The sequence below is a fragment of the Shinella granuli genome, from assembly GCF_004341885.1.
GTDB lineage: Bacteria > Pseudomonadota > Alphaproteobacteria > Rhizobiales > Rhizobiaceae > Shinella > Shinella granuli.
The window spans coordinates 89,536-112,808 of record NZ_SLVX01000019.1 but is presented as its reverse complement, the minus strand read 5'-3'; the positions used below and the strand labels follow the sequence as shown (position 1 = coordinate 112,808).

Genomic DNA, 23,273 nt, shown 5'->3' with positions numbered 1-23,273 from the left:
CTCAGATCTGCATTCTTGCGACTTCGAGATAGGCGGTGACGACCTTGTCGCGGATGGCGATGGCGGTCTGCAGCGTCTGCTCGGCATTCATGACGGCGTCGACCACTTCGCGGGTCGATGCCTTGCCCTGGATGGCTTCGAAGGACTTGGTCTCGCTGAGCTTCAGCCGGTCCACCATGTCCGTCGCCATGTCGCCCATCACCTGGGCGAAACTCATCTGGGTTCCCGTTCCCTGCGCGGCGGCGGCGGAAACGGAGCCGGAGGTCTCGCTGGTGACGCCCGAGAGGGCGTTGGTGGAGAAGAGCGAATTGACGCCCTTTACGCTTTCGATCATTGCGAGGCCCTCAGGAGGTCGATGGTAGCGCTGATCAGGTCGCGCGACTGCTTGATGCTCTGCAGGTTGGCTTCATAAGAGCGGTTGGCTTCCCGCATGTCGGCCATTTCCACCAGCATGTTGACGTTCGGCATCTTGACGATGCCCTCGGCGTTGGCCGCCGGGTTGCCGGGGTCGTATTCCGTCGAGAACGCGCCCTCGTCGAAGCCGAGGCGCTGGACCTCGACGAGCGAGGCGCCGGACGCCCGGTCCAGCTCGGCCGCGAAGGTCACCGTCTTGCGGCGGAAGGGATCGGCACCGGGGACGTCGCCGGTCGAACGGGCGTTCGCCAGGTTTTCCGAGACGATGCGGATACGGGTGGATTGCGCCTCAAGTCCCGAGGCCGCGACTTTCATTGAAGCTACGAGCGGATCCATTTTTTACCTTCTGACTGTCATCAGCATCATGCGATGAAAGGCCTTGACGAGGCCGGCATTCATATCGAACTCACGCTTGACCTGGCCCTGCTTCATGAGTTCCTCGGCAAGGCCGACGGTGTTGCCGGACTCCTGCACGCCGATCTCGTCGGAGGGCTTGGTCTCGACGACGCGGCTGGCCATTTCGCTTGCGTCGGTGAAATGGCCGGGCTGCGTCGCCGCCATGCGGATGCCCGTCGTTTCGAGCACCGCCTGAAAGGGGGTGACGTCCTTCGCCTTGAACCCGGGGGTGTTGGCGTTGGCGATATTGCCTGCAACCACACTCTGGCGGACGGATAGCCATTCGGCTTGTTTCGAGGCCAGTTCAAACAGTTGTATCGGTTGCATGACAAGCTCCATCCTTGTTCACGGCGAACCTACGGAGCCAATCTTGCGTCAGACTTGCTGCGCGGCGGTTTGTTTGCAACCGGCTGAAATTGCGGGGGAATAAGTGTGGGGAGCGGAAGCATTCTCCGCCTGCCGCACGACGTGCCCCTCATCCGGCCTGCCGGCCACCTTCTCTCCGCAAGTGGGGAGAAGGGTATAGGCCGCGCCGGTTTCCCCAACCAATGACTGTTTTGCGGGGCAAGTCCCTCTCCCCGCTTGCGGGAAGAGGGCTCGGGTGAGTGGCAAGACCATAGGCGATTGCCTTGCCTTCGGGATCTTCGTCAGTTGCGCTTGATGATGTCGCCGTTCGACGTGACGATGACCCAGGCGCCGTCGCGCTGTTCGAGGGTCGCAAGACGGCTGTTGTCGGGCAGGATCGAGCCGACGCGCACGATATACATGCCGCTGGCATCCTCGATCAGCGCCCGGCCGTTGGCCACATGCATCAGTCGGAAGCCGGACGAGGCCGGCAGCGGCTGGTCGAGACCGGTTTCGACCGGCGTGCCGAGCGTCTTGTCCTTCTCACCGACGCTGGGCGCTGTGGCGGTCGAAACGGGGTCGAGGCTTTCCAGCCCCGGATCGCTGTCATTGTCCACCATGGCGGCGGGCGAGACGCTCATCACCTCCTTCGCCGCCGTCTCCGGCAGATCGCGGGTCGTGCCTTCCCAGAGGGCCGGCACGGAGAATTTTTCCGGGTTCAGGAAGACATACCAGGGGAAGAAGGCCGCCATGGCGGCGAGCAGCACGCCCGTGCCCACCAGAAGCTTGTCACCCGTCGAATAACGCCCCTTTTCCGCGCGCTTCATCGGCTGAATGACCTGGTCCGCGTCGAAATCCGTCACTGTCATCCCCTTCTCGTTGCCGGCGCACCGCCCTGCCCGGCCGCATTCTTCAGCGCCATGGCAAGATCGGAGAATGCATCGCCCGCGGGCGGTTCGCCCGGCGTCTGTTTCAGAACCTCATAGATGATCGGCACCTGCTTGATCGCCATGTCGAGGTCGGGATCGGCGCCGGGGCGATAGCCGCCGATGAGGCGCAGGTCCCGCGTTTCCTCGAAGCGATGGATCAGCGCCTTCAGCCGCGCCACCAGCCGTTCCTGGTCCGGCGTCCAGGCCTTGCGGGCAAGACGCGAGATCGAGGCGAGCGGGTTGATCGGCGGATAGCGCCCCTCTTCGGCAAGGCTGCGTTCCAGCACGATGTGGCCGTCGAGGATGCCGCGCGTCGAGTCGGCGATCGGGTCGTTGTGGTTGTCGCCGTCGACGAGGATCGAGATGATCGCCGTGATCGTGCCCGCGCCTTCCGCACCCGGCCCGGCGCGCTCCAGGAGGCGCGGCAGCTCCGTGAAGACGGAGGCCGGGTAGCCGCGGGCGATCGGCGGCTCGCCGGAGGCGGTCGCCACCTCGCGGATGGCATGGGCGAAGCGCGTCACGCTGTCGATGATCAGGAGCACGTTGTCGCCCTGGTCGCGATAGTGCTCGGCGATCGTCACGGCGGTCAGCGGCGCCATCTTGCGCAGCATCGGGCTTTCGTCGCTGGTGGCGACGACGGCGACCGACTTGGCGAGGTTGTCGCCGAGCGTGTCCTCGATGAATTCGCGCACTTCACGGCCGCGTTCGCCGACCAGCGCGATGACCACCTTGTCGAAGGCATCGGCCCGCGCCAGCATCGAGAGCAGCGTGGACTTGCCGACACCGGAACCGGCGAAGATGCCGAGGCGCTGGCCGAGGCAGAGCGGGGCGAAGATGTCGATCGCCCGCACGCCGGTGCCGAAGCCGGTCTCGACGCGCTTGCGCGTCATCGAGGGCGGGGCGGAATTGGAGATCGAGCGGCGCACGCCGCCCTGCACGAGCGGGCCGAGCCCGTCGATCGGCTCGCCCAGCGCGTTGATCGTGCGGCCGCACCAGGCCGATGTCGGCGCGACGCGGAAGGCGCCCTTGCGGATCACCACGTCGTGGATGCCGATCGGCTCGCCCGGCTCGATCGGGCAGACGACGACCGTATCCGGCTCGACGCGGACGACCTCGCCGAGATGGATGCCGGTCGGGCTGCGATGGGCGACGAACTCGCCGAGCCGCACATGGCGCGACAAGCCGCTGACCGTATAGTTCCCGGCCGCGATGGTCTGGACATGACCGCCATGCGCCACGGAGAATTCCGGGGAGGAGTACCGTTTGACGAGGCCAGCCAGCGCATTCAGCTTGCCGCCTGCCCTGCCCGTTTCGTTGCTCGTGCCGCCCTGTGCCGAACTCATGGGCGCTTACCGGTTTCCGCCGAAGGTGCGGATGGCTTCCTTCAGCGATTCCTCAGAGTCGCGCATCAGCGAGGCGATGCTCTCGAAGGCGCGCGTGACCTGGATCAACTGCGTCATCTCGCCGATGGCGTTGACGTTGGATTCCTCGATATAGCCCTGCACCACGCCGGCATCGATGCGGTCGACGACCGGTTCCGGCGGGATGGTGGTGATGATGCCGCTGTTGCCGGCGCGCACGAAGCCGCCGGAAAGATCCGCCTGGAACAGGCCGAGCGCGGCGATGGGCTGGCCGTTCTGGTTGAGCTGGCCGTCGGCGCTGAGCAGGATCGGCCCGTTGGCGAGATCGAGCTGGATCGGCCCGCCGCCGGCATCGAGCACCGCATAACCGTTGAGGGTGACGAGCTCGCCGGCATCGGTCACCGTGAAGCGGCCGTCGCGCGTCAGCGTCGGGCCGGAGGGCGTCTGCACCTGGAACCAGGCGTCACCCTTGATGGCGAAGTCGAGCGTGCCGCCGGTCTCGGTCATGCCGCCGCTGCGCGTGGAGAGGAACTCGTTGCCCTGCGACACGAAGGCGACATCGGCGACCTTCTGGTCGCTGACGACCTGATTGAACTTCACTTCCGTGGCGCGGAAGCCGACCGTCGTGGAATTCGCGACGTTGTCGGCCAGCGTCGTCAGGCGTCGGTCGAGCGCGAGCTGGGACGAAAGCGATACATAGAGTCCGGTCTGCACGTCAGCGACCTCCGAGTTTCAGATTGTTGATGGAAATGAGCAGATCCGTCGAAATGCCGGTGAGGCTCGACGGCTGGAAGGCGGTCATCGGGTCGTAGCTGCCGGAAGGGTTCTCCAGCTCCCACATCGAAGTGAAGCGCTCGAGGAACTTGCCGATCTTCGAGGTGTCCTTGAAGTCCTCGAGGTTGAGCACGTCCTCGTAGAATTCCGCCTGCCGGTCGATATCGGTGGCGGCGAATTCCGCGGGAAGCTGCAGCGCGGTGCGCACGACCTGCGCCAGCGCGTCGTCAGCGATGATCGAATAGCCCGACGTGATGGAGGATGCCATGCGCTCGAAATAGAGCGCGAGCCGCACGCCGGTATTGTCCTCGCCGGCGCTGATTTCCAGCGTCTGGCGGGTGTATTTTTCGACGACGCCCTTCTGGGCGCGCTCGAAGGTGGTGGCAAGCTCGCCGTGCCTTGCGAAGTTCAGCGACTCCGCCAGTTCCTTGTAGCGCGTGTCGGAGAGCCGGTTGGCGAAGGCCGCCTTGTCGTCCACGCCTTCCGTCAGCACCTTGCGCATGAAGGCCTTGGCATAGGCCATGTCCTCCAGCCCGTGCGCCTTCATCGCGTAATTGTAGAGCCTGGCATCGGCGAAGAAATCGTCGATCGATTTCACGCTGCCGATCCTGGCGAGATAGTATTCCGTCTCGCGCTTGACATCCGGCTGCTCCGAAACGCGCTTCAGCGACGTCTGGAGGTCCGCGGTAATCAGCTTGTAGCTCGTATAGGTGGTCGTCACGATGGGCCGCCGATCAGGGTTCGGGAGGGCATGAATGCCCGTTTTGAACCATGATCCTCGCGGCTTTTGCTTGCGCGAACCTGATCGGTAAACCTGCCGTTAGGTACAGCTTCACGCAAGGCTGGAACCGTATTTCCGGAACGGTCAGAATTGTGTCGGGACACCTGCGCTCATGAACATCGTTATCGGTCTAATCGTTACCTTCGGCTGCGTCCTTGGCGGCTACATGGCCATGGGTGGTCATCTGGAAGTGCTGAACCAGCCCTTCGAACTCCTGATCATCGGCGGCGCCGGGATCGGCGGCTTCATCGTGGCCAACACGATGAAGGTGATCAAGGAGACCGGAAAGGCTCTGGGCGAGGCCTTCAAGCACAAGGTTCCGAAGGAACGCCACTATCTCGATACGCTCGGCGTGCTCTACAGCCTGATGCGGGACCTGCGCACCAAGTCGCGCAACGAGATCGAGGCGCATATCGACAACCCGGCCGAATCGCCGATCTTCCAGTCCGCCCCGACAGTGCTCGCCAACAAGGAACTGACCGCCTTCATCTGCGACTACGTCCGCCTCATCATCATCGGCAATGCCCGCAGCCACGAGATCGAGGCGCTGATGGACGAGGAGATCCAGACGATCACGCGCGACAAGATGAAGCCCTACAACGCACTCAACACGATGGGCGACGCCTTCCCGGCCATCGGCATCGTCGCGGCCGTTCTCGGGGTCATCAAGGCCATGGGCGCCATCAACGAAAGCCCGGAAATCCTCGGCGGCAAGATCGCCGCCGCCCTCGTCGGCACGCTGCTCGGCGTGTTCCTGTCCTATTCGATCGTCACGCCCGTCACCACCAACATCAAGGTCGTGCGCGAGAAGCAGAACCGCCTCTACATCATCGTCAAGCAGACGCTGCTCGCCTACATGAACGGCTCCGTGCCGCAGGTCGCGCTGGAATACGGCCGCAAGACCATCTCCTCCTACGAGCGCCCCTCCATCGACGCGGTGGAGCAGGAAATGATGAATCCCGGCGGCGGTTCGAAGGCGGCCTAAGAGATGAAGGAAGCACGCGTGACCGAAGCCCCTTCCGCCATGGATCCGATCGTGCTGGCGCGCCTGACCGGCCGGCTCGGCGACCAGGCGACGATCTCCAAGCTCTGCGCCAGCCTCGGCGACGTCTTCGCCGAGTTCCTGCCGGACATGCTGGAAAGCGAACTCGGCTTCGAGGTCGCGGTCTCCTATGCGGGTTTTGCGACGGGCAAGTACGGCCCGCTGGTCGAAGGCCTCGGCGGCGCCATGGCCTGCTGCGATGCGTCGCTGCGCGACTGGTGCGATCGCTTCACGCTGATCTGTGACAGCCCGATGATCATCACGCTGGTCGAGAACATGCTCGGCGCCGTCAGCGACGCGATCGACGATCCGGAGCCGCGCCCGCTCTCCAAGATCGAGCTCGACCTTGCCGCCATGATGTTCGACCGGATTTCCGGCGTGCTAAAGACCGCCGTCATGGGCGCGAACGGCTTCGAGCCGATACTCGGCCCGGCACACAATATGGAGACCCGCAAGGCCTCCGATGACGGCACGGACGAGGCCTTCGTCGCCATGGTCAACATGGCCGTCGGCATCGGCCCGGTGCTTTCGACCTTCCACGTCATCGTGCCCCAGGCCGTTCTTCTGAAGTCGACCATCGCCGCGCCCAAGCCCGCCAATGCACCGAAGACCCGCGTCGAGTGGAGCGAGCAGCTCGGTGAGCAGGTCCGCCGCTCCAAGGTGTCGCTGGAGGCGCGCATCCGCCTGGAAGCGCAGACGCTCGACACGATCAGCCGCCTGCAGGCCGGCGACATCATCCCGTTCAACGAGGCCGGCGACGTGCGCGTGGAGGTCAACGCGAACGGCCGAAACCTCTATGTCTGCGAATTCGGTCGCTCCGGCGCCCGCTACACGGTTCGCGTCAAGGATACATACGGCTCGGAGGAAGACATCCTCCAGCATCTCATCGGATAGTTTGGGCATGATGCCTGCCCGGCGGCACGCCTCGGGCAAGTTTCGAATGGAATAGTGGTCTTATGGCACCGAAGAAAACACCCATCGCTGACGACATGACGTCTTCCCTCAATGCGGGCGACCAGGAACTGGAGCAGGCGATCGACGACCTGCGCGGCGTTCTTCAGAAAGATTCCTCCGGCGGTTTTTCCGCCGACCTGCCGGCGACCGTCGACAACGACCCGCTGGCCGCCTTTGGTGGCGATTTCGGCTCTTCCGACTTCGCCGGCGGCGCGACCACTCCGGATTTCGACGCCGGCGCCAGCTTCGGCGGTTCGGATTTCAGCGGCGGCAGCGATTTCGGCGGCAGCGATTTTAGCGCCGAGCCGAGCGAGCCGGCACGGCCGGGCAGCGCGCTGCAGTCCAACCTCGACCTCATCATGGACATCCCGATCGATCTGCAGATCGTGCTGGGTTCCTCGCAGATGCAGGTCTCCAGCCTCATGAACCTTTCCGAGGGCGCCACGATCGCGCTCGACCGCCGCATCGGCGAACCCGTCGAGGTCATGGTCAATGGCCGCGTCATCGGCCGCGGCGAAATCACCGTTCTTGAAAACGACGACACCCGCTTCGGGGTCAAGCTCATCGAAGTGAAGAGTACACGCAAGATCTGATACCGGTTGAGGTCTCAGGGGGATGGATCCATGATGGATTTCGAAAATTTCGGCACCTCCACGGCGGTCGGCGCACCGCTGACGCAGGTCGAGAAGGCGGCAGCCGTGCTTCTCGCCATGGGCAAGGGTGTTGCCGGCAAGCTGCTCAAATATTTCACCCAGAGCGAGCTCCAGGCGATCATCGCCGCCGCGCAGAACCTGCGCGCCATCCCGCCGCATGAACTGATCGATCTCGTCAACGAGTTCGAGGACCTCTTCACCGAGGGCGCGGGCCTGATGGACAATGCCAAGATGATGGAAGGCATTCTCGAAGAGGGCCTGACGCCGGACGAGGTGGACGGCCTGCTTGGCCGCCGCGCCGCCTTCCAGGCCTACGAGACGACCATCTGGGACCGCCTGCAGGATGCCGATCCGGTCTTCGTCGCAAAGTTCCTGCTCAACGAGCATCCGCAGACCATCGCCTATATCCTCTCCATGATGCCTTCGGCCTTCGGCGCCAAGGTATTGCTGGAGATCCCGGACGATCATCGCGCCGACATCATCAACCGCACCGTCAACCTGAAGGATGCGAGCCCGAAGGCCACCGTGATCGTCGAGGCACGCGTCATCGAGATGATCAACGCGCTGGACGCCGAGCGCAACTCGATCGGTTCGAACAAGGTCGCCGACCTCATGAACGAACTGGAGAAGTCACAGGTCGACGAGATGCTCGCCTCGCTCGAAACGGTCTCGACCGAATCGGTCAAGAAGGTCCGTCCGAAGATCTTCCTCTTCGAGGACGTGCTCTACATGCCGCAGAGAAGCCGCGTGTCGCTGTTCAACGACGTTTCCGGCGACATCATCACGGCGGCGCTGCGCGGCGCCTCGATGGAACTGCGCGAATCGGTCCTCTCCTCGATCGGCGCACGCCAGCGCCGCATGATCGAATCCGACCTTGCGGCCGGCGACCAGGGCGTCAACCCGCGCGAAGTGGCGATCGCCCGCCGCTCGATCACGCAGGAAGCCATCCGCCTCGCCGCTGCCGGACAAATCCAGTTGAAGGAAAAGGAAGAGGAGCGCCAGGCGGCCTGATCCTCCTTGACACGGTAACGCCACAGGCGGAGCGTATCTGCGGCCCGAATCTCCGGAATGGGGGTTCGGGCCGTTTGTTTTTGGCCGTCCACGACGGCCCGGGAGCGCGACGTGTCGGACGAAGACAAGGACAGCAAAACAGAACTGCCGACCGAGAAGAAGATTCGCGACGCCATGGAGAAGGGCAACACCCCCTTCTCGCGCGAAATCACCATCTTCGCCTCGACGCTCGCGATCTATCTCTTCCTCGTCTTCTTCATGCCGGGAGGCGTTTCCCGCATGAACGAGACGCTGCGCGACTTCTTCGAGCAGCCGGAGGCCTGGAACCTCAAGACCGGCACCGACGTCATCGCCATCTTCCGCCATCTCGGCTGGGAGGCCGGCGCGCTTCTCTTGCCCATCCTCGCGATGATGATGCTGTTCGGCATCGCCTCCTCGGTGTTGCAGAACCTGCCGAGCCCGGTGCTGGAACGGGTGCGTCCGCAGATCTCCCGCCTCAGCCCGATGAAGGGCCTCGGGCGCCTGTTCGGCAAGCAGGGCCTCGTCGAGTTCGGCAAGTCGTTGATCAAGATCCTCATCGTCTCGCTTGTCGTGGCGCTTGCCATGCGCGGCGACTATTTCGCCTCGCTCGACACGATGTTCTCCGAGCCGGCGGCGCTCGTCTACATGATGACGTCGGACATCAACAAGGTTCTGCTGATCATCCTCTTCGCGACCGCCCTGATCGCCGGCATCGACTTTGCCTGGACGCGCCATCACTGGTTCACCCAGCTGATGATGACGAAGCAGGAGGTGAAGGAGGAAATGAAGCAGTCGCAGGGCGACCCGATCGTGAAGGCCCGCATGCGCTCGATCCAGCGCGACCGCGCCCGCCGCCGCATGATCACCGCCGTGCCGCGCGCCACGCTCGTCATCGCCAACCCGACCCACTTCGCCGTCGCGCTGCGCTATGTGCGCGAAGAGGGCGATGCGCCGGTCGTCGTCGCCAAGGGCCAGGACCTCGTCGCGCTGAAGATTCGCGAGATCGCCGAGGAGAACGGAATACCCGTTTTCGAAGATCCGCCGCTCGCCCGCTCAATGTTTGCGCAAGTCTCGGTGGATAGTGTCATTCCGCCGGTGTTCTACAAAGCCGTGGCGGAGCTGATTCACCGGGTTTACGCAGCCTCGCCCCAGACCAGACGGGTAAACTAGATCCGATGAGAAAATGCACCTATTCCGCCGAGCGCGAGAAGATTGTTGCAGAAGCAATCTGCCCGGTCGCCACTGAGCTTCGCCTGCTCGATGCCGCCGATCTCGTCTCGTTGTTGCGTTTCGAGTGCTACGGGAACCTCGCCGACCTGGTCTCTTCGGCGGCCGAACTCTATTTCCTGCCCGGCACGGTCAATTTCGGCGCCGGCGGCGACTACCGTCTCGACTGGGACACCGAACCGGAAGTGACGCTGGACATGGAACTGCGCCCGCAGGGCGTGACGGTCTATGCCAAGCTCCTGCTGCAGAAGGACAAGGCCGGCGTGGAGGTCACCCATGTGGCCTTCAACAATCCGTCCGCCGATCCCGACGACAACACGGACTTCCTGCGGAAAAGCCTTGCGGAGGCGAAATATGTGAAGTCCGATTCGGGGTCGCAGCACGCCCACTGAAGCAATTTGTGATTTCGTAGACGGATCCGCCTATCGCCCCTTTGGCCTGCCGGCCAGAGCGGGCGCTGCAGTGCCTAAACGTTTCTGTTCGCAGGCGACCGCGTCAGGTAATATATCCAAGCCGGATGGCCTTGGCGATCGCCTGGATGCGGTTGACCGCGTCGAGCTTGGTGGTGGCCGTGCCGAGATAGGCGTTCACCGTGTGCACGGAAAGGCCCATCTTCTCGGCGATCGCCTCGGAGATGCAGCCGTCGCCCGCCATCTGCAGGCAGGCGATCTCGCGTTCGCTGAGCGCTTCGGACGGCGCGAGCTTGCGCTCCTCGCCGGCCAGCATGTCGATGAGCACCTGGCAGCTCTTCATGTGCATGTCGACGATGAGGTCGCTGGACGGGGCGATGAAGGTGCCGGTGAAGACGACATAGCCGTTGCCATGCGCGCCGAGGCGAACGGGAAAGGCGATGCCCGACCAGGGCAGCAGCCGCGCGGGAAGACGCGCCGTGAAGGGTTCGGCGCCCGATTCGGCGAACTGGTTGTCCCCCGCTCCTTCCCAGAGAAGCGGCAGCATGGAGGCCTCCAGATGGGCCAGCATGGCAGCGCCATGGGCCTCCAGAAGCGCGCGGGCGTTGCCATCGACATCCTGCGCCCAGTTGTGCAGCGACAGGGTCAGCTTGCGCGCCGCCGGCAGGCCATGGCCGCTGAGGCGAAGCACCGCGAAATGCTCGGCGCCGATGACCGCCTGCATCACCTGCAGGCGGGAGACGAAATCGGACGCCCGCGCCGCCTTCGGCGGCCGCGCGAGGCGGATTTCCGTCTCCAGGACAGCGGGGGAGGAAAGCTGGATGTCCATGGCAGTTCTCCTGTCTGTTTATCCTGCGCCGTTCCGGACGCAGAACCACTCAAGCACCTTGCCGCAATCGCTCCGGCATATGTTTTGCCGCATTGTCCGGTGCCGAAGCAATCCCGCTCCGGCTGGACATGCCCTAGACGAGGCTGTTGCGAACGGCCCAGGCGATCGCCTCCGACCGCGTCTTGGTCGCGGTCTTGCGCATCACGCTGGTGATGTAGTTGTTGATCGTATTGCGCGAGATGCCGAGGATGACCGCGATCTCGTCGCTCGTCTTGCCCTCGGCGATCCAGTAGAGGCACTCGATCTCGCGTTCGGTGAGGTCCATCTCGCGGTCCTGCCGGGCGATCACGCCCTGGCAGCAGACGCTGGCGAAATAGCCGGTCATCACGCCGACATCGCGCAGCTTGCTCTGGGAGAGGATGAAATGCTCCGGGAAGAGCAGCAGCAGCGACATGCGCACCCGGCCGACCTGGAAGGCGATGATGCAATATTCACGGCTGACGCCCTTCGGCATGGCAATGTCGTCGGCCATGTGATGGAAGCAGGGCTTCAGCAGGCTGAGGCACTTGTCGAGTTCGCTCATGCGGGACTGGCTGGCGACGACGGCACCGGCAATGCTGCGCACCATGTCGAAAGGCCAGTCAGAGGCGACGACCGTCTCCATGCCCGCTTCGGGCGAGATGTCGTGCCGGACGAGAAGGTAGTGGGAGGCGCTGACATAATCGGTCAGTGCCCTCAGGCCGCAGGACAGGCCGGCGCGATCCACACAGCGTCCCAGGTGTTGAACCAAAAGTTCACGCGCACTCTTACGCTCACCCGTCTCGGCAGAGAATCCATAGGATTCCCAGGCCGCGACATCCGACCGGATCGTTTCCATGATAGCCCCCTGTTCCGATTCCGAACGGAGATCCATGCCTCCTTCCCGCCAAACGTTCGGAACCGTCCGAACCCTTCCCGGTCAGGCCGCATCGGCAAGAATCACCAAGCGAATCAGTAACTAAAGTGTACATCGGCCATCGCTAAAAACCACCGCCATCTTCTCGGGATTTACTTTTGCCGGCTTCTGTGAGTCGACACGTGCAAGATGATTTGCTTGCCGACCATCGATGGGAAACGATAAGTTAACCCATTGTTAACCATGAATTATTGGCGCGGCATGGTCGACGAAACCGCAAAAGGTATCGCTAATTCGTGGAAAAATTGCAACCTGCGGGCGCCTCACTCAACCGCAGCGGCGATAAAATTTTTTCACCGATCACGGCCCCGTGAACGCATGCTCCGATGGTGGGGACGCCAGTAAGACAAAATTGCTGCGAGGGGGCTGAATGAGCGTTGCCGAAAAGCGACAGGCAGACGTCAAAAACGGACATCGCTTTTTTCTGCGCAAACGAAAACGCGGCCGTTTCCGGCCGCGTCGCTGTTCCTCTTCGGGTGCCTTGATCAGGCGGCTTCCTTTTCGGCCGACCACTTGCGCAGGATCTTCGCAGCGCGTTCCTCGCTGATCTCGACCATGCGGCTGAGGCGACGCTCCGGGCCTTCCTTGACGCGGCGGTTGAAGGCGCCGTCGCCATCGTCGCCGGCATTGAGCAGGTCGTCCGTGCTGTCGAAGCCGAAGTCCGCACCGAAGCCGTCCATGAGGGTGGCACCGGGGCCGCCGACGCCGGCGGCGGGCGAGAAGTCGGGCAGTTCGAGGCCGCCCATGTCACTGTCCAGCGCATTGGCGGAGGCACCGCCGCCGGTGACTGAGCGAACCGCCGGACGAAGCCCGAACCAGACCACCACGAAGGCGACACCGAGGAAGGCGAGCGCATTGATGATGCCGCCGAGATTGCGCGTCAGCACTTCCATGACGCCCGGCCCCGCCACGGCTTCGTCGAGAAGCTGGTGATCGAGGAATTCCATGGCGGTGATGGTGATGACGTCGCCGCGCTCGACATTGAGGCCCGCGGCGGACGAGACGATCTTCTGCATCTCCGCGACATAGGCATCGACCTTCGCCTGGTCGGCCGGCTCGCCGACCATGGCCGCAAGGCGGGCGCGGTTGACCACGACGGCGACCGACAGCTTCTCGACCGTGTAGCTGTTGCGCATGGTGGCAACGGTCTTGCTGTTGATCTCGTAGTTGGTCTGCTCTTCCTTCTTGTCGGCCTCGTCGCTCGACTGCGGGCCGTTGGCCTGGCCTTCGGGGCCGCCCTGCGGAATGTTCTGCTCGACGGTGGCGGCCTTGTTGTCGGCCTGCTGCTGCGACTTCTGGCTTTCGCGCGTCACGCGGACGGAGCGCTCGACCCGCGATTCCGGATCGTAGACCGTCTCCTGGATCTGCTGGGTATCCATGTTGAGCGCGGCGGTGACGCTGGCGCGGAAATTCTCCATGCCGAGGAAGGGCGCAAGCGCCTTTTCGATGTTGCGCTCGACTTCGCTCTGCACGGTCTGAACGGCGGTCAGCGAACGGTTGATCGCACCGTTCTCCGCATCGTCGCCGGAGGCGAGCAACTGGCCGGCCGAATCGAGGATCGTCACACCGTCAACTTCCAGCCCCGGCACCGAGGCGGCGACGAGATGGCGGATCGCGGCGGCCGATTCGCGGCCTGCCTGCGCGCTCGCGCGGATCATGACGGAAGCGGTCGGCACCTGTTCGGCTTTGCGGAAATTGCCGCGCTCCGGCATGACGATGTGCACGCGGGCGGCGGCGATGCCGCTGATCTGCTGGATGGTGCGGGCGATCTCGCCTTCGAGCGCGCGAACACGCGTCACCTCCTGCATGAAGGAGGTGAGGCCGAGGGAGCCGACCTTGTCGAAAAGTTCGTAGCCGGAATTGGCGCTGCTCGGCAGGCCGCGCTCGGCCAGGTAAAGCCGCGCCTTGCCCGTCTGGCCGACCGGCACATCGATGCTCGATCCGTCCGTGCCGGTGTTGAAATCGATACTGGCTTCGGCGAGCGCCAGGCTGATCTGGTTCACGTCGGTCTTTTCCAGGCCGACATAGAGCGTCTCATAGGCGGGCTTGTTGACCATGATCCCCGCGGCAAGCACGAGACCGATCGAAACGACGGCGGCTCCCGCCAGCATCGCGAGTTTCGCCTGCCCCAGCGAAGCCAGGTTCTTGTAGACTTTCGTCAACTGTTCCAACAGATTCATTCTGTTCCCGCACGGACTAGTCGCCTGGACCCCGGCCGACATGCCGGCGCGATCAGACGCATTTTCAATCTCGTGGGACGGAGCCGGTACATTTCCGCACGCACCGACCTGCCCCATGGAATACGCGGATCTAACCGATCCGGGCTGGAGACTAGACCGTGAAACTTGCGCGAGCATTTCGTTGCCGCGCGCGGAACGAAAGCAGCGAAACGAAAGACGGCGCCCCGAAGGCGCCGCCGAACATCCTGATTATATTGAGGAACTGGCTAGAAGGCTTCAAAATCGCCAGCGGCCTTGCCGAGCGGCTGGGAGTGGCCGTGGCGCATTCCGTTGCTCAGCGCCTTCTGCATGTCCGCAAGTTTCACCAGATTGAGCGCCGTCGTGACATCGACGATCCAGCTATCGGGAATGCTTGCGGTGATCGTGTCGATGAACTCGGCGAGACCCCGCGTCTTCTGGACGGCGAGGTCGATGCCCTGGAGCACCATCATGCGCTCGGCGGCATCCAGCACGGCATCGCCGTGGACGCCGGCAAGCTGCGGCTCTATGCGCTCGATCAGATAGGCGACATCGTGCAGTTCGGACACGATCCGCATCAGGACATCCGGAAGGGCTTCCTCCATGGCAGTGGCTGCACTCAGATACTCGGCTTGCATGGGTTACCCTTTTCCCGTACGAGGCCGTCTCCTTCTGGGACGGCCGACTACGCAATACTGTTCGTACTTTCGCGTCCTTGCGGCGAAACCGCCGCTCAGAAGAATTCGATCGAGCTTTCGACAGGCTTGGCGGCGGGTACGGGCCGTTGTTCCAGCGCCACCGTCTTCTGCGTCTCGACGCCCGTCAGGGCATATTGCCGGGCCCGGCCGCTCGATGGCCAGTATTCCAGCTTGCGGCCATGTTCGCCGCCGGTGCTCTCCCCGACGACCTTGATGCCTTCGTCCATCAGGAACTGCCGCGCGAAGCGCGCATTCTGCTCGCCGACATTGGAGAAGCGCGCGATCGTCCTTGCCCCGCCGAAGATCTTCGCTTCCAGCCGGTCGCGCCGCGCGCCCTGCTTCAGGAGGCCGTTGATCAGAAGTTCCATCAGATGCACGCCGTAGCGCGTCGCATCGCCCCCCGAGGCCATGGCCTCGGCCGAGCCCGGCAGCAGGAAGTGGTTCATGCCGCCGACGCCAATCACCGGGTCGCGCATGCAGGCGGCCACGCAGGACCCGAGAATGGTGGTGAGCACCACATTCGGGTCGTTGAGGACCTTGTATTCGCCCTGAATGACATGGACGCGGCGCGTCCCGGCGTCTGATATCATTTCAATGCCCCGAACACGGCTTCGATGGCCGCCTTCATCTTTTCGATGGTGAACGGCTTGGCCAGAACGTTGTTCGCGCCGAGCGCCGCCGCCTTCTGCACCAGGGCGCGGTCGCCCTGCGCGGTCAGGATGATGAACGCCGCCTTCTTGGTGGTGGGGTTGGACCGCACCGCCTGGAGGAACTCGATGCCGTCCATCTTCGGCATGTTGAAGTCGGAGATGACGAGATGGTGCGGCTGCTGGGACATGATGGCCATGCCCTGCGCGCCGTCGCCGGCCGCCGTGATCTGCTTGAAGCCAAGCTGCTGCAGGGCATCGCCCAGCAGCAGGCGGCTGGTCACCTGATCGTCAACGATGAGGACTTTGATTTTTTCAGCGATAGACATTATTCGCTCCCTTCTCTACGGGCCGCAGTGATTTTCAAGATTTCCTCCCCGATGGAGGAGAGCGGAAACTGGTGTTCTACGGCGCCAAGCTCGAAAGCCACTCGCGGCATTCCATATACGACGCAGGTTTTTTCGTTCTGGCCGATGGTCCGCGCCCCTGCATGGCGCATTTTCAACAGACCGCTTGCCCCGTCCCGGCCCATGCCGGTGAGGATGACGCCGACGGCGTTCCGGCCGGCAAGCTCGGCCACCGAATCGAACAGCACATCCACCGACGGGCGATGGCCGTTGACCGGATCCCGTTCCACCAGCCGGCAGCAGGGCGCATGCGGGTTGGCGATCTGAAGGTGGCGTTCGCCACCGGGCGCCAGATAGATCTTGCCGATCTCCAGCCGCGCGCCGTCCGTCGCCTCCTGCACCACGGGAGCGCAGAGCCGGTTCAGGCGGTCGGCAAAACTCTTGGTGAAGGTCGGCGGCATGTGCTGGGTGATGACCGTCGGCGGGCAGTTGACCGGGAATTTCTGCAGGACCGCGATCAGCGCCTCCACGCCGCCCGTCGAGGCGCCGATGGCGATCACCCGGCGGCCGGGCTTGTAGGCGGCGGCCGGGTTGACGTTGGCGGCGGTCGGCGCGAGCGGCGGCACGTCCGTGCGGAGCTGGCGGCGCTGCGAGCGGGCGGCGGCCTTCACCTTTTCGGCAAGGTCGCCGAAGGGGCGGGCATCGCCCGGCTGCGGCTTGCCGACGCAATCGAAGGCACCGATCTCCAGCGCCATCAGCGATGCCTCGGCGCCGCGATGGGTGAGCGTCGAGACCATGATGACCGGCATGGGCCTGAGCTTCATGATCTTGTCGAGGAATTCGAGCCCGTTCATGTTCGGCATCTCGATATCCAGCGTCACGACGTCCGGATTGAGCTGCTTGATCGCGTTGCGGGCTTCCATTGCGTCGCCGGCCTGCCCGATGACGTTGACCTCGGGGTCGGCATTGAGCACGGCCGTGATCAGGCCGCGCATGGTCGGCGAATCGTCGACGACGAGTACGCGCGCGGGTGCCATCATGCGCTCCTCCTGTGCTTGCCGGTGTAGCGGTAGGTTGTGATGCCGATATTGTCGAACTGGTTCTTCGCCTCGCCCGAGACGCGCTCGGAGTGGCCGATATAAAGGTGGCCGTTGTCGCCCAGCATGCCGGCGAAGCGCGACCAGATCTTCATCTGCGTCGGCTCGTCGAAATAGATGACGACGTTGCGGCAGAAGATGACGTCGAACGGCCCCTTGAACGGCCATTGCGCCATCAGGTTCAGCTCGTTGAAGGTGATGAGCCGCTTGACCCGGTCGTCGATCTGCCACTTCTGCCGGCCGCCCGTATCCGTCTCGCGGAAGAACTGCTTGCGCATGGCGGGGTTGACCGTTTCGAGCGCATTGGCGTCGTAGGCGCCGGCCCGGGCGACGGCGAGGATCTTCGGGTCGATGTCGGTCGCGAGAATCCGGAAATCGTAGTCGGCGACGTTCGGCATCAGCGAGAGCACGGTGAGCGCGATCGAATAGGGCTCCTGCCCGTCCGAGCAGGCGGCCGACCAGATGCGCACGCGGCCGCCATTGCGGGCACGGGCGAGAAGCTCCGGCAGGACCTCGCTCTTCAGATGCTCGAAATGGTGGTTCTCGCGAAAGAAGCGCGTGAAGTTCGTTGTCAGGTGCGACAGCATTTCCTTGCGCGCCGACGCGCCGGCCGGCGAGGACACGAGCGCGCAATATTCGCGAAAACCCTTCAGGCCGAGCTGGCGAATATGCTTCGACAGGCGCGAATAGACGAGCGAGGCCTTGGTCTCGTTGAGATAGATGCCGGCATCCGCATAGATCATCGCCGCAATCTCGGAGAGGTCCTTGCGCGTCAGCGGATATTCGCCGCTTGCCAGGCACTCATCCGGCGGCTGCCGCGTGTCGATGGCCGAGGAATAGGTCATGCGGCTTCGCTTTCGGTATGCGGGAACAGGGAATCGAGTTCGATGAGGCAGATCATGCGGCCCTCGATGGCGAGGATGCCACGGGCATAGGCCTTCTCCGCCTCGTTGGCGATGTCCGGCGTCGGCTGGATGTTCTCGTTCGTCACGGTCAGGATGTCGGAGACCGCATCCACCAGCAGGCCGACCACCTTCGGCCCGACCTGGGCGACGATGATGACATGGCGCACGGTCGGCTCGGCCGGCTTCATGCCGAGACGCAGCGACAGGTCGACGATCGGCAGCACGGCGCCGCGCAGGTTGATGACGCCAAGCACATAGGGCGGCGCGTGCGGCATCGACGTCGCCGGGGTCCATCCACGGATCTCCCGGACCGACATGATGTTCACACAGAACTCCTGCTCGCCGATCCTGAAGGCGATCAGTTCGCGTCCGTGCGTGAGATTCTTTACCGCATACGTCGTCATGGCTTCTTAACCGGTGGCAGCAAGCGAGATGTCTTGTTTCAGGGACTGGCCGCGCGAAGCGGCGACCACCGCATCGACGTCCAGGATGAGGGCGACGCGGCCGTCGCCGAGGATGGTCGCGGCGGCGATGCCGGGCACGTGGGTGTAGTTGGCCTCCAGGCTCTTGATGACCACCTGGCGCTGGCCCTGGATGGCATCGACCATCAGGGCGCGCTGGCCGCCGCCTTCCGATTCGACGAGCAGCGCGACGCCTTCGATCGGGTTGGCCTGGATGGTGCGGAAGTTGAGGATCCGGCCGACATCCACCAGCGGGCAGAAGGAATTGCGGATGGAGATGAGGCGCTGCGAGGCACCGAAGGAGTGGATGGCGGAGGCCTCCGGCTGCAGCGTCTCGACGATGGCCGTCAGCGGCACGACGAGCGTCTGGCCGGCGACCGTGACCACCATGCCGTCGAGCACGGCAAGCGTCAGCGGCAGGCTCATGGTGAAGACGGAGCCCTGGCCCGGCTTCGAAGAGATCGAGATGCGGCCGCCGAGCGCCTGGATCGAACGCTTGACGACGTCCATGCCGACACCGCGGCCGGACAGGTCCGACACCTTGTCGGCGGTGGAGAAGCCGGCATGGAAGATCAGGTTGTCGATTTCCTCGTCCGACAGGTTGGCGTCCGCCGCGATCAGGTCGTTGTCGATGGCCTTCTGGCGCACCTTCTCGCGGTTGATGCCGGCGCCGTCGTCGGCCAGCTCGATGACGATGCGGCCCGAGCGGTGCTTTGCCGTGAGACGGACCGTGCCTTCCGGGTTCTTGCCGAGGGCTTCGCGCTTCTCCGGCATTTCGAGGCCGTGGTCGACCGCATTGCGGATCATGTGCGTCAACGGCTCGGCGAGCTTGTCGATGACGGTCTTGTCGACTTCGGTGTTCTCGCCTTCGGTGATGAGGCGGACCGACTTGCCGGTGATGTCGGCGATTTCGCGAACGGTACGGGCCATGCGCTGGAAGACCGGCTTCACCGGCTGCGCGCGGATGGCCATCACCGAATCCTGGATCTCGCGGGTGAGCTGCTGCAGCTCCTCGAGGCCCATATTGATGGAAGAGGCACCGTTGTTGTCGTTCTCCACGACGCTCTGCGAGAGCATCGCCTGGTTGATGACGAGTTCCCCGACGAGGTTGATCAGGCGGTCGACGCGGTCGAGATCGACACGGATCGTCTGGCCGGCGGCAGCGGCCTGGTTCGCCTGCGCAGCGCCGGCAGCCGAGGCGGCCGCCTTGGCGTTCTCGGCGGCGCGGCTGGCGGCCTGGGAAACCTTGGTGGCGGTTTCGGCAGCGGCGACGGCAGCGGCGGCATCGCCTTCAACCGCGGTCGGCTCTTCTTCCCCGCCGGCGGACGGGCCGCCTTCGTCGAGCATCGACAGGTCGAACGGTACCGGCTGCATCGGCAGCTCTTCGTCGTCCGATGCCTCGCCGACCACGTCTTCCTCGATGGTGTGGATGTCGAGATCGCAGTCCCACTCGGCGAATTCGAAGACGGAGCGCACGCCGTCCTCGCCCTTGTCGGTCGTGACCGAGATCTTCCAGGAGAAGTAGGCCTCCTCCGGGTTCATCTTGTCGAGCGGCGGCAGGCTGTCCATGTCGCAGTAGACGCTCATCTCGCCAAGGCGCGAGACATCGCGCAGGAGAAGCACAGCCTCGTTGCCCTTGGCGTAGAGATCCTTCTTCGGCTTGAAGACGACCTGGCAGGTCGGCACGTAGCGATCGGCCGGCTCCTCGTCGAAATCGCCGAAGGAGAAGGGGATCGGCTGGAAGCCTTCGTCGTTGACCGGCGGCTTTTCGACGACCGGCGCCGGTGCTGCTGCCTTGGGGGCAGCGGCTGCGGGTTTCGGCGCAGGCGCTTCGGCAGCGGCCGGCGCCTCGCCATGGGCGAGCGCTTCCAGCTCACGGATGAGGGTGCGGCTGCGGGCCTCGTCGACGCTGCCGCCGTCACGCGCCGCATTGGTCAGGTCCGCCAGCACGTCGGCGGATTTCAGCATGACCTTCAGGACGTCCTGGGTGGGCTCCAGCTTGTTGGATCGAACGCAATCCAGTGTCGTCTCGAACACATGGGCGAAGGAGACGAGATCGTCGAGGCCGAAGGCACCGGCACCGCCCTTGATCGAGTGCACGGCGCGGAACACGGCATTGACCGTTTCGGGGTCGCGATCACCGTCATTCAGCTTCAAGAGACCGGATTCCAGTTCCGCGAGCTGCTCCTCGCACTCCTGGAAGAAGATCTCTTTGATTTCGTTCATATCCATCGGGAGTAATCCTGGACTAGTGATTTTAGGCGGTTACGCGCTCGATTGCGTCGATCAGCTTGGTCGGATCGAAGGGCTTGACGATCCAGCCCGTCGCGCCAGCCTGGCGGGCGCGGTTCTTCTTTTCCGCATCGCTTTCGGTCGTCAGCACGAGGATCGGGATCGCCCGGTATTTCTCGTTGCGGCGCACGCCTTCGATGAAGCCGAAACCATCGAGGCGCGGCATGTTGATGTCGGTGACGATGACGTCCGGGTTGGCGTTCTCCAGAACTTCCAGGCCCTCGACGCCGTCTTCGGCCTGGATGGTCTCGAAGCCCGCATTGTTGAGCGTCACCAGAAGCATGTTCCGGATTGTCCGGGAATCATCCACGGTCAGGACTTTTTTCTTCATTGCCTAGCCTCCTGTGCCAGCAAGTGATCGATATTTACGCCGATAAGCTGCATCGTTTTCATGAATGGATCGGACACCTTACCGAAGGTGAAGGGCTGCCTGTCCTCTTCCCAGCTCTTCGCCCCGGCCATCAGGACCTGGGCGCAAAGCGCACCGACCCGCTCGACCGCCGATGCATCTATGACCAGCGGATTGCCCTTGAGCTTCATGAGCTGCTGGTGCAGCGCCGTCGCCTCGTTGAGGTCGAGAACGGGGGCAAGGCTTAAACTTTTCTGAGCGGCTTTCCTGCTCGCCATTACCGTGTTCCTTGTCTGAAACAGTGTCTCACCAAAATCATCTCAGCCTCCGAAACCGACGGCGCGGGCCGCCAGGAAATCGAGGGAAGAAGCCTGCGGCTCGTCGCGCTCCGGCGCCGCGCGCACCTCGGCGGGCCGCACCGGACGGCGCGGATCGCGCTGCGCGGAAACGTGGAATTCGCGGATCGTCCGGCCGAGTTCGAGGATGACGGTGTGCAAATCCGCGCCTGCGCCGCCGAGACGGCCGGCATCGGACGCATCCGCCTCCAGTGCGCGGCCGGCACGGCCGATATCCGCCGTCACGCCATCGAGCCCTTCCGCATCGACGGCGCTTTCACGCACGATGCCGGTGATGGCCTCGTTGATGCCCTCGACCTGGCGCACGATGCTGCCGATCGCGTCCTGGGTGCGATGCACATGCTCGACACCGGCCTCGACCTGCGCCTTGGTGCCCGTCACGAGCTGCTTGATCTCGCGCGCCGCATCCGCCGAACGCTGGGCGAGCGCGCGCACTTCCTGCGCGACGACCGCAAAGCCGCGGCCGCTGTCGCCGGCCCGCGCGGCCTCAATGCCGGCATTGAGCGCCAGGAGATTGGTCTGGAAGGCGATCTCGTCGATCACGCCGATGATCTGGCCGATCTTTTCCGCCGAAGCTTCGATATCCGCCATGGCCGACATCGCTTCGCCGACGATGTTGCCCGAGAGCGCGACCGAGGCCTGCGTGGAGGCGGCAGCGGACTGTGCCTTGCGCGTCTCGCCGAGCGTCTGGCGCACGCGCTCGACGATGGAGCCCAGGGCATTGGCCGTCTCGATCAGGTTCGCGGACTGCTCGGCCGACCGGGCCGAAAGGGCGCCGGCGCCGGAGGCGAGCGTTCCGACGAGACGGTCGCTTTCGCTGGCGCGGTCGGCGGCGGAGGTGAGGCGGGACTGGATCTCGTCGAGCGCGCCGTTCAGCGTCTCGGCCATGTCGCGCCAGGCATCCGGCATCTCGCCGGAAACCCGGGCGGAGAAATCGAGCTGGGAGAGGCTGCGGATCGTCTCGCCGAAGACGCGGTCGAGTTCGGCGCGGTCCTCGCGCCGCTGCTCGCCGAGCGCCCGGTGGTGGGCGTGGCGCAGTTCGTTGAAGCGCAGCGAGACGCCGATCTCGGCATCCACCATGGCGGTGCGCAGGAAGGCGGAGATGAGGTCGGTCAGTTCCTGGCGGCGCGCCTTGCCGCCGGGCAGGATGGATTTCGGCCAGTATTCCTCGATCAGGCCGTTGACGACCGTCTCCATGACGATCGAATGGCCGGCGATGCGCCAGCGCGGGTCGAGGCCCATCTGGCTTTCGCTGTCGGCGAGGATCTTGACGCGTTCCGCATAGAGCCCGTCGAACCGCGCGTCGGTCAACACGCTCCAGTGGGAACTCTGGAGGTCATGCAGGCGGTCGATCTGGCGCTCGCTGTGGAAGTGGCGGGCGGCATCGGGAAAGGTCTGGAAACGCTGGAAGAGGTCGCGAAGCGCCGTTTCGACATGCCGTTCGAGCGTCTGGCGATGGCGGCGGAGCGTATCGCCCTGGGCGCCTTCCACACCGGCAAAGCGCAAACGGTCGCGCAGGCTGGCCGCCTGTCCCGTTCGAGCCTGTTCTGCCGGCATTTCCTGCACCCGTATGCTCCCAAACCCGTGATGCCCGGCCGCCCTTGGGACAGCCGCTGAATTTTCGCATGGAGGAGCGGGGGCCAAGCCTTGGCAGCCGACGATCCATGATCAAATTCGGTGAAACTCGAATACCGGCTAAATCCGGTACGGCGGTTCGGCATCATGCCTGGGTGAGAAACGGCGAATTTCCCATTCCGACGTGTAGTCCAATGTTTATGGTTAATTCCTTGCCTGAAGGTTAATGCTTCATGGCTTGCTTAT

At 64.0% G+C, this 23,273-nt stretch carries 26 protein-coding genes; 6 read left to right on the top strand and 20 right to left on the bottom strand.

What is annotated here, in order from left to right; genetic code table 11:
* Nucleotide 1 precedes the first annotated feature (1 nt).
* From fliE to EV665_RS23855, 7 genes are all read right to left on the bottom strand, one after another.
* Nucleotides 2-334, bottom strand: a complete 333-nt coding sequence (gene fliE, locus EV665_RS23890) for a flagellar hook-basal body complex protein FliE (protein ID WP_064328876.1) — start codon at nucleotides 332-334, stop codon at nucleotides 2-4.
* A complete protein-coding gene (gene flgC, locus EV665_RS23885) occupies nucleotides 331-750 on the bottom strand; it encodes a flagellar basal body rod protein FlgC (RefSeq protein WP_064328875.1) in 420 nt (139 codons plus the stop codon). The genes fliE and flgC overlap by 4 nt, the downstream gene beginning before the upstream one ends.
* A gap of 3 nt (nucleotides 751-753) precedes the next feature.
* Nucleotides 754-1,137, bottom strand: a complete 384-nt coding sequence (gene flgB, locus EV665_RS23880; RefSeq protein WP_064332389.1) for a flagellar basal body rod protein FlgB — start codon at nucleotides 1,135-1,137, stop codon at nucleotides 754-756.
* Nucleotides 1,138-1,457: 320 nt separating this feature from the next.
* Nucleotides 1,458-2,024, bottom strand: a complete 567-nt coding sequence (locus EV665_RS23870) for a flagellar protein (RefSeq protein WP_133035973.1) — start codon at nucleotides 2,022-2,024, stop codon at nucleotides 1,458-1,460.
* Nucleotides 2,021-3,427 carry a flagellar protein export ATPase FliI gene (fliI, locus tag EV665_RS23865; RefSeq protein ID WP_133035972.1) on the bottom strand — a complete coding sequence of 469 codons (1,407 nt, stop codon included), beginning with the start codon at nucleotides 3,425-3,427 and terminating at the stop codon, nucleotides 2,021-2,023. The genes EV665_RS23870 and fliI overlap by 4 nt, the downstream gene beginning before the upstream one ends.
* Before the next feature lie 6 nt (nucleotides 3,428-3,433).
* Entirely contained in the window at nucleotides 3,434-4,159 is a 726-nt protein-coding gene (gene flgF / locus EV665_RS23860; RefSeq protein ID WP_133035971.1) for a flagellar basal-body rod protein FlgF, read from the bottom strand.
* 1 nt (nucleotide 4,160) lies between these two features.
* Nucleotides 4,161-4,940, bottom strand: coding sequence for a DUF1217 domain-containing protein (locus tag EV665_RS23855; RefSeq protein WP_064328871.1), 780 nt, complete (start codon nucleotides 4,938-4,940; stop codon nucleotides 4,161-4,163).
* A gap of 172 nt (nucleotides 4,941-5,112) precedes the next feature.
* On the opposite strand from EV665_RS23855, the gene motA reads away from it, so the two are divergent.
* The 6 genes from motA to EV665_RS23825 all read left to right on the top strand — a co-directional run bounded on the left by motA (nucleotide 5,113) and on the right by EV665_RS23825 (nucleotide 10,300).
* Nucleotides 5,113-5,985, top strand: coding sequence for a flagellar motor stator protein MotA (motA, locus tag EV665_RS23850; RefSeq protein ID WP_064328870.1), 873 nt, complete (start codon nucleotides 5,113-5,115; stop codon nucleotides 5,983-5,985).
* Between the two features lie 39 nt (nucleotides 5,986-6,024).
* Nucleotides 6,025-6,936, top strand: a complete 912-nt coding sequence (locus EV665_RS23845) for a FliM/FliN family flagellar motor switch protein (RefSeq protein WP_133035985.1) — start codon at nucleotides 6,025-6,027, stop codon at nucleotides 6,934-6,936.
* Between the two features lie 62 nt (nucleotides 6,937-6,998).
* On the top strand, nucleotides 6,999-7,589 hold the full coding sequence (gene fliN, locus EV665_RS23840; protein ID WP_064328868.1) for a flagellar motor switch protein FliN: 591 nt from the start codon (nucleotides 6,999-7,001) through the stop codon (nucleotides 7,587-7,589).
* A gap of 30 nt (nucleotides 7,590-7,619) precedes the next feature.
* Nucleotides 7,620-8,660, top strand: a complete 1,041-nt coding sequence (fliG, locus tag EV665_RS23835) for a flagellar motor switch protein FliG (RefSeq protein WP_064328867.1) — start codon at nucleotides 7,620-7,622, stop codon at nucleotides 8,658-8,660.
* 57 nt (nucleotides 8,661-8,717) lie between these two features.
* Nucleotides 8,718-9,851: a flagellar biosynthesis protein FlhB gene (gene flhB / locus EV665_RS23830; RefSeq protein WP_064328866.1), complete on the top strand. Its 1,134-nt coding sequence runs from the start codon at nucleotides 8,718-8,720 to the stop codon at nucleotides 9,849-9,851.
* A gap of 5 nt (nucleotides 9,852-9,856) precedes the next feature.
* Nucleotides 9,857-10,300 (top strand): hypothetical protein, encoded by a 444-nt coding sequence (locus EV665_RS23825; protein ID WP_064328865.1) that lies wholly within the window; start codon nucleotides 9,857-9,859, stop codon nucleotides 10,298-10,300.
* 103 nt (nucleotides 10,301-10,403) lie between these two features.
* Here the strand turns inward: EV665_RS23825 and visR are convergent, their stop codons facing one another.
* The 13 genes from visR to EV665_RS23760 form a co-directional block, all read right to left on the bottom strand.
* Nucleotides 10,404-11,147 (bottom strand): transcriptional regulator VisR, encoded by a 744-nt coding sequence (gene visR / locus EV665_RS23820; RefSeq protein ID WP_133035970.1) that lies wholly within the window; start codon nucleotides 11,145-11,147, stop codon nucleotides 10,404-10,406.
* A 133-nt stretch (nucleotides 11,148-11,280) separates the two neighbouring features.
* Nucleotides 11,281-12,024: a transcriptional regulator VisN gene (gene visN, locus EV665_RS23815; protein WP_133035969.1), complete on the bottom strand. Its 744-nt coding sequence runs from the start codon at nucleotides 12,022-12,024 to the stop codon at nucleotides 11,281-11,283.
* Between the two features lie 563 nt (nucleotides 12,025-12,587).
* On the bottom strand, nucleotides 12,588-14,282 hold the full coding sequence (gene fliF / locus EV665_RS23810) for a flagellar basal-body MS-ring/collar protein FliF (protein ID WP_064328862.1): 1,695 nt from the start codon (nucleotides 14,280-14,282) through the stop codon (nucleotides 12,588-12,590).
* A gap of 266 nt (nucleotides 14,283-14,548) precedes the next feature.
* Nucleotides 14,549-14,938 (bottom strand): chemotaxis protein CheT, encoded by a 390-nt coding sequence (gene cheT / locus EV665_RS23805; RefSeq protein WP_064328861.1) that lies wholly within the window; start codon nucleotides 14,936-14,938, stop codon nucleotides 14,549-14,551.
* A 95-nt stretch (nucleotides 14,939-15,033) separates the two neighbouring features.
* Nucleotides 15,034-15,588: a chemoreceptor glutamine deamidase CheD gene (gene cheD / locus EV665_RS23800; RefSeq protein WP_064328860.1), complete on the bottom strand. Its 555-nt coding sequence runs from the start codon at nucleotides 15,586-15,588 to the stop codon at nucleotides 15,034-15,036.
* Entirely contained in the window at nucleotides 15,585-15,974 is a 390-nt protein-coding gene (locus EV665_RS23795; RefSeq protein WP_023514236.1) for a response regulator, read from the bottom strand. Before EV665_RS23795 ends, cheD begins: the two co-directional genes overlap by 4 nt.
* On the bottom strand, nucleotides 15,974-17,032 hold the full coding sequence (gene cheB / locus EV665_RS23790) for a protein-glutamate O-methylesterase CheB (RefSeq protein ID WP_064328859.1): 1,059 nt from the start codon (nucleotides 17,030-17,032) through the stop codon (nucleotides 15,974-15,976). Before cheB ends, EV665_RS23795 begins: the two co-directional genes overlap by 1 nt.
* The gene (cheR, locus tag EV665_RS23785) at nucleotides 17,029-17,934 is read right to left on the bottom strand and encodes a protein-glutamate O-methyltransferase CheR (RefSeq protein ID WP_064328858.1); all 906 of its coding nucleotides are present in this window, start codon (nucleotides 17,932-17,934) and stop codon (nucleotides 17,029-17,031) included. The genes cheB and cheR overlap by 4 nt, the downstream gene beginning before the upstream one ends.
* Nucleotides 17,931-18,398 carry a chemotaxis protein CheW gene (locus EV665_RS23780; RefSeq protein WP_064328857.1) on the bottom strand — a complete coding sequence of 156 codons (468 nt, stop codon included), beginning with the start codon at nucleotides 18,396-18,398 and terminating at the stop codon, nucleotides 17,931-17,933. The genes cheR and EV665_RS23780 overlap by 4 nt, the downstream gene beginning before the upstream one ends.
* A 6-nt stretch (nucleotides 18,399-18,404) precedes the next feature.
* Complete coding sequence (locus EV665_RS23775) at nucleotides 18,405-20,687, bottom strand: chemotaxis protein CheA (protein WP_133035968.1); 2,283 nt, start codon at nucleotides 20,685-20,687, stop codon at nucleotides 18,405-18,407.
* A 25-nt stretch (nucleotides 20,688-20,712) separates the two neighbouring features.
* Nucleotides 20,713-21,078 (bottom strand): chemotaxis response regulator CheY1, encoded by a 366-nt coding sequence (gene cheY1, locus EV665_RS23770; protein WP_024270516.1) that lies wholly within the window; start codon nucleotides 21,076-21,078, stop codon nucleotides 20,713-20,715.
* Nucleotides 21,075-21,374, bottom strand: coding sequence for an STAS domain-containing protein (locus tag EV665_RS23765; RefSeq protein ID WP_064328855.1), 300 nt, complete (start codon nucleotides 21,372-21,374; stop codon nucleotides 21,075-21,077). Before EV665_RS23765 ends, cheY1 begins: the two co-directional genes overlap by 4 nt.
* 42 nt (nucleotides 21,375-21,416) lie before the next feature.
* Entirely contained in the window at nucleotides 21,417-23,009 is a 1,593-nt protein-coding gene (locus EV665_RS23760) for a globin-coupled sensor protein (RefSeq protein WP_245507807.1), read from the bottom strand.
* Between the last annotated feature and the right edge of the window lie 264 nt (nucleotides 23,010-23,273).